This is a genomic window from Sphingobium sp. ba1 (assembly GCF_000743655.1).
Lineage (GTDB): Bacteria > Pseudomonadota > Alphaproteobacteria > Sphingomonadales > Sphingomonadaceae > Sphingobium.
On record NZ_JPPQ01000069.1, the window covers coordinates 719,713 to 725,375 of the forward strand.

Consider the following 5,663-nt stretch of genomic DNA (forward strand, 5'->3'; position numbering starts at 1 on the left):
AACCGCGTCGCACCGGGCGACCAACTGATCGTCATGGTCCATTGGCGCAACCAGGGCGGCGAACCGCTGCGCGACTATGCGCTGGTTCGCCCGCTGCCCAAGGGGGTGGAACTCGATCCCTCCGACCCCGCCCTGCAAGTCTCCGTCGATGGCGGCGTACGATGGGGGCGCATGGCGCAACTCTGGCTGCCGACGCCGCTAGGCGGCGTGCGCCGCGCCGTCCCGGCCGACATCACCCATGTCCGCTGGACACTGCCTGACGGTGTCCCACCGGGCCAGGCCGGACGGCTCAGCTACCGCGCGACGATACGGTGAATGGAACAAGGGTAGCGACAAGCGCGCTTGAGCAGGGCGACGCCACGGTCTAGGGCCGTCGGCTCGACCGGAGACCCCATTGATGTCCAAAGACGCCGAGCGCGCCTATCTCGCCAATCTGGGGGAAGGCGGTGCCGATCATTCGCTGAACAAGCCCTTTTCCGATCCGCAATGCGGCATCCAACTGGCGTCGATCGGCTTCATCATCAGCCTGCTGCCCCCGGCCCCGGCCGCCGTGCTGGACCTGGGCTGCGGCGGCGGCTGGACCAGCCAGTTCCTCGCCCGCGCGGGCTATAGCGTGACCGGGCAGGACATCGCGCCGGACATGATCGCGCTGGCGCAGGAGAATGCCCGGATCAATGGCGTCGGCGACCGCACGAATTTCATATGCAGCGATTTCGAGAATCTCGACCTCGACGGCCAGTTCGACGCCGCGCTCTTCTTCGATGCGCTCCATCATGCCGATGACGAAGCGCTGGCGATCCGCAGCGCCTATCGCGCCTTGAAGCCGGGCGGAATGCTGATCACCCACGAACCGGGCGAAGGCCATAGCCAGTCGCCCGAATCGATCGAGGCGATGGCCAAATTCGGCGTCGCCGAACGCGACATGCCGCCCCACCTCATCATCGCGCGCGGCCGCGAGGCGGGCTTTACCAGCCATCGCGTGCTGCCGATCCCCGCGCTGCTCCACAGCACCTTCTATCAGGAACGCGACTATTCGGGCCGCTGGCTCAGCAAGCGGCGCTGGAAGATGATGCAGCGCGCGGTGCGGATGCTGTTCAGCCCGGATGTGAAACAGGGTGCCATCGTCGTCCTGACGAAATAGGCACCCTGCCCCTTTATCAATCCACGAACAGGAAAGCGGGCGCTTCCAGCAGCTTGCGCACCGCCTGGACGAAGCTCGCCGCGTCGAAGCCATCGACCACGCGATGGTCGCAACTGATCGACAGGTTCATCAGCTTCGCCGCGACGATCTCCTTGCCCCTAAACATGGGCCGTTCGATCACCCGATTGGGACCGATGATCGCGACTTCGGGCCGATTGATGACCGGCGTCGTGGCGATGCCGCCCAACGGCCCCAACGATGTCAGCGTCAGCGTGGAGCCGGACAATTCCTCCGACTTCGCCTTGCCGGTGCGCGCGGCGTCGGCAAGGCGGCGGATTTCGCTGGCGAGCTGCCAGACATTGCGGTTCTGCGCATCGCGGATCACGGGCACCATCAACCCCGCATCGGTCTGCGTCGCGAGGCCAAGATGCACCGATCCGTGGCGTGTGACCACGCCCGCTTCATCATCATAACGGGCATTGAGCATCGGAAAATCGGGCAACGCCTTGCACAAAGCGACGATCAGCAGCGGCAACATGGTCAGCTTGGGCCGATCCCCCCGCCCGTCGTTCAACTGCGCGCGCAACTCTTCCAGCGCGGTCACGTCGATTTCCTCGACATAGGTGAAGTGGGGAATATGGCGCTTGGACGCCGCCATATTCTCGGCGATGCGGCGACGCATCCCGATGACCTTGATCTGCTCGTCCGGCCGCGTGGCGGACCGCCCCGCCGGGCGATAGCCCTGCCCCTCGCCATAGAGCAGGAACGCATCGAGATCGGCATGACGAACATGCTCGCCACTCGCCTTCACCTGCGCCAGGTCGATGCCCAAATCCTTCGCGCGGGCACGCACGGCGGGGGAGGCGAGGATGGGCGAGGCGTGCGACTCCACGGAACTTACAGGTCCGTTCGGGCTGAGCTTGTCGAAGCCCTGCCCTTCTTCCTTGGCGATTGGCGCGGAAGAAAAGGTCGGCCCTTCGACAGGCTCAGGGCGAACGGATTGAGAGGGTGTCGGGTCGATGACCGCTTCACCCGGAACCTCCGCCTCGATCGCCTCGACCGAAGGCGGCGGCGGCGCAGCCACGTCGTCACCCTCCACCTCGATCTCCACCAGCATCGCGCCAATCGGAATCTGGTCACCCGGCTCGCCCGCCAGGCGGACGACGACGCCCGCCACCGGGCTTTCCATCTCGACCGTCGCCTTGTCGGTCATCATGTCGGCGATCGGCTGGTCTTCCTCGACCCGATCCCCGACCGCGACATGCCAGCCGACGATCTCGGCTTCCGAAATGCCTTCTCCAATGTCGGGCAGCTTGAATGTAAAAAGGGCCATAAAAAGCTCCGTTCGTGTCGAGCAAAGTCGAGACACTTAACTTGAAACTGCGCTTCCGTTTCTCGACTTCGCTCGAAACGAACGGAAGCTGGGTGAAGGCTTAGTCCTTCATGATCTTGGTAATGGCTTCGCGGATACGCACCGGACCGGGGAAATAGGCCCATTCCAGACTGTGCGGATAGGGCGTGTCGAAGCCGGTGACGCGCTCGATCGGCGCTTCGAGATGATAGAAGCAACGCTCCTGCGCCTGGGCCAACAATTCCGCGCCAAAGCCGCTGGTCCGCGTGGCTTCATGGACGATCAGGCAGCGACCCGTCTTCTTCACCGACGCCTCGATCGTGTCGATGTCGAGCGGGATCAGGCTGCGCAGGTCGACAATGTCCGCGTCGATGCCCATCGCCTTCACCGTATCTTCGACGACATGGACCATCGTGCCATAGCACAGGATGGTCAGCGCCTCGCCCGGCCGCACGATGCGCGCGGTGCCCAGCGGAATGCGATAATAGCCGGTCGGCACCTGTGCATCGGGATGCCCGGCCCAGCTTTTGGCCGGCGTATCATAATGGCCATCGAACGGGCCATTATAGATGCGCTTCGGCTCGAAGAAGAGCGTCGGATCATTATCCTCGATCGCCGCGATCAACAGCCCCTTGGCGTCATAGGGGGTGGACGGGATCACAGTCTTGATCCCCGAACAATGGGTGAAGATGCCTTCGGGGCTTTGGCTATGCGTCTGCCCGCCAAAGATGCCGCCGCCGAACGGCGACCGCACCGTCATCGGCGCGGTGAACTCGCCCGCCGACCGATAACGCAACCGCGCCGCTTCCGACACCAGTTGGTCGAGCGCGGGATAGATATAGTCGGCAAACTGGATCTCCGGCACCGGCCGCAGCCCATAGGCCCCCATGCCCACCGCCACGCCGATGATCCCGCATTCGGTGATTGGCGTGTCGAACACGCGGTTCTTGCCATATTTATCCTGCAAACCCGCGGTCGCGCGAAACACCCCGCCGAAAAAGCCGACATCCTCGCCCATCACCACGACAGTGGGGTCGCGCTCCATCATCACGTCCATGGCGCTGTTGATCGCCTGGATCATGGTCATTTGTTGCATATCTGATGTGTCAGTCATGGCACTTCCTTCCCTCGCCCCGGCGGGGAGAGGGTTGCGCAGACTTGGCAGCTTGCTGCCTAGTCGGAGCTGGGAGAGGGGGAACGGCGGCTATGAAGGGCAAAGGCATAGCCCCCTCCCCAATCTTCGCTAGGCGGCAAGCCGCCAAGCTACGATATCCTCTCCCCGCCGGGGAGAGGTGAAGAAGCTGCGCCATCACAACCCGGCCGCCTTCCATTCGTCCAGCATCTGTTGTTGCTGGTCCTTCAAATGCCGGGGCATGTCCTCGAACACGTCCTCGAACATCGATTCCATCGGGTGATGATGCAGGCCGTGGCCAAGAATGCCGTTCTTCTCCGCCTGGCGCGCAGCGTCGCGGACATATTCGGCCAGTTCCTTGTCCATCGCGGCGTGCCGCTCCTCGTCCCAGATCCCCAGGCCGATGCAATGCTGCTTCAACCGCGCGATCGGGTCGCCCAGCGGCCACAGGCTGCTTTCCTCGGCCGAACGATAAGCGGTCGGATCGTCCGACGTGCTATGCCCTTCGACGCGATAGGTGAAATGTTCGATCAGTGTCGGACCGGCATTGGCGCGTGCCCGGTCGGCGGCCCAGCGCGTGGCGGCATAGACCGCCAGCACGTCATTGCCATCGACCCGCAGGCCGGCAATGCCATAGCCGATCGCGCGCGCCGCGAAGGTCGTGGACTCGGCTCCTGCAAAACCTGAAAAGCTGCTAATAGCCCACTGATTATTAACGACATTCAGGATAACCGGCGCGCGATAGACGCTGGCAAAGGTGCAGGCCGAATGGAAATCGCCTTCCGCCGTCGATCCCTCACCGCACCAGGTCGCCGCGATCCGGGTGTCACCCCGCGCCGCGCTCGCCATCGCCCAACCGACCGCTTGCGGATATTGGGTGGTCAGGTTGCCGGAGATGGAGAAGAAACCCGCGTCACGCGCCGAATACATGATCGGCAGTTGGCGGCCCTTCAGCCTGTCGCCCTTGTTGGAATAAATCTGGTTCATCATGTCGATGATGGGCCAGTCGCGCGCGATCAATATGCCCTGCTGGCGATAGCTTGGAAAACACATGTCGTCGCGTGACAGCGCCAGTGCCGCGCCGATCGACACCGCCTCCTCGCCGGTCGACTTCATGTAGAAACTGGTCTTGCCCTGCCGCTGGGCACGGAACATGCGCGCATCGAACGCGCGGGTCAGCGCCATTGCGCGCAGCATCCGCAGCAGCGTTTCGGGCGGCAGCTTGGGGTTCCACGCCCCCACGGCTCCGCCCTCTTCGTCCAGCACACGCACCAGGCCATAGGCCATGTCGCGCATGGTCGCGGGCTGCGCCGCCTCGTCCGGGCGGGGTGCCGCGTCGGCGGCGGGGATGTCGAAATGGGTGAAGTCGGCGCTCTCACCCGGCCGGGCTGGCGGCTCTGGCACATGCAGGCGCAACGGGGGCAGATTGCGCCCCGGTTCGCCTTGCGCGGCTCCGATATCATGCGGATCGGTCATCCTGCCTCCTATGCTGCGTTGCAATAATATTGCTTGGCTTGGATATTAAATTACAACGCCGAGAAAGGCAAGCCTCCCTTACCCAATTTTTCCAAAATCTATGTCCGCCTCGCTGTCCGCTTCAGACGGCGACGGGCGCGGAAATGTGGGATTGCGGCGCATAATCGACCACCTCGAAATCCTCGATGGCATAATCGAAAATGGATGAAGGTCGGCTTTTGATCCGCAATTTCGGCGCGCCCGACGGAATGCGACTCATCTGTTCCTCCACCAGTGCGGCGTGGTTCAGATAAAGATGCACATCGCCCCCCTGCCAGACCACCTCGCCCGGCTCCAGATCGCATTGCTGCGCCAGCATCCGGGTGATCATCGACAGGCCGAAAATGTTGAAGGCAAAGCCCAGACCCAGGTCGCAACTGCGCTGAAACAACAGGCCGTTGAGCTTTCCGTTCGACACCTGGAACTGATAGGTCATGTGGCAGGGCGGCAGTGCCATCTGCGCCACTTCAGCGACATTCCAGCCGGTGAACAGCAAGCGCCGCGATCCCGGCGTCGCGCGGATC

6 protein-coding genes are annotated in these 5,663 nt (G+C 63.4%); 2 read left to right on the forward strand and 4 right to left on the reverse strand.

What is annotated here, in order from left to right; translation table 11 throughout:
- On the forward strand, positions 1–315 hold a 315-nt coding region (locus IL54_RS06465; protein ID WP_076605551.1), incomplete at its 5' end, for a hypothetical protein.
- Positions 316–397: 82 nt separating this feature from the next.
- Positions 398–1,141, forward strand: a complete 744-nt coding sequence (locus IL54_RS06470; protein ID WP_037474136.1) for a class I SAM-dependent methyltransferase — start codon at positions 398–400, stop codon at positions 1,139–1,141.
- A 16-nt stretch (positions 1,142–1,157) separates the two neighbouring features.
- Here IL54_RS06470 and IL54_RS06475 read toward each other — a convergent pair whose 3' ends face one another.
- From IL54_RS06475 to thyA, 4 genes are all read right to left on the reverse strand, one after another.
- Positions 1,158–2,474 (reverse strand): dihydrolipoamide acetyltransferase family protein, encoded by a 1,317-nt coding sequence (locus tag IL54_RS06475; RefSeq protein ID WP_037474139.1) that lies wholly within the window; start codon positions 2,472–2,474, stop codon positions 1,158–1,160.
- Positions 2,475–2,574: 100 nt separating this feature from the next.
- Positions 2,575–3,579 (reverse strand): alpha-ketoacid dehydrogenase subunit beta, encoded by a 1,005-nt coding sequence (locus IL54_RS06480; protein ID WP_037474140.1) that lies wholly within the window; start codon positions 3,577–3,579, stop codon positions 2,575–2,577.
- 222 nt (positions 3,580–3,801) lie between these two features.
- Positions 3,802–5,100, reverse strand: a complete 1,299-nt coding sequence (locus IL54_RS06485) for a 3-methyl-2-oxobutanoate dehydrogenase (2-methylpropanoyl-transferring) subunit alpha (RefSeq protein WP_037474143.1) — start codon at positions 5,098–5,100, stop codon at positions 3,802–3,804.
- Between the two features lie 121 nt (positions 5,101–5,221).
- On the reverse strand, positions 5,222–5,663 hold a 442-nt coding region (thyA, locus tag IL54_RS06490; RefSeq protein WP_037477976.1), incomplete at its 5' end, for a thymidylate synthase.